1 protein-coding gene is annotated in these 262 nt (G+C 74.8%); it reads right to left on the bottom strand.

The annotated features are described in order from the left end of the window. Positions 1–262, bottom strand: a 262-nt coding sequence (locus HA073_RS30275) for a hypothetical protein (RefSeq protein WP_166457874.1), incomplete at both ends; no start/stop codon positions are given.

Here is a 262-nt window from a genome sequence, read left to right as displayed (position 1 = left end):
CTGGCTGTGGCCGATGTTCGACTTGATCGAGCCGAGCAGCAGCGGCCGGTCGGCGGGGCGGCCCTGGCCGTACGTGGCCAGCAGGGCCTGCGCCTCGATCGGGTCACCGAGGACGGTGCCGGTGCCGTGCGCCTCGACGGCGTCCACGTCGGCCGTGGTCAGCCGCGCGTTCGCGAGGGCCTGCCGGATCACCCGCTGCTGGGCCGGCCCGTTGGGTGCGGTGAGACCGTTGGACGCGCCGTCCTGGTTGACGGCGCTGCCG

This window comes from Micromonospora sp. CMU55-4 (assembly GCF_011602315.1).
Taxonomy (GTDB): domain Bacteria; phylum Actinomycetota; class Actinomycetes; order Mycobacteriales; family Micromonosporaceae; genus Micromonospora; species Micromonospora chalcea.
Note: the sequence above shows the minus strand (reverse complement) of the source record. Positions and strands in the feature narration are given on the sequence as shown.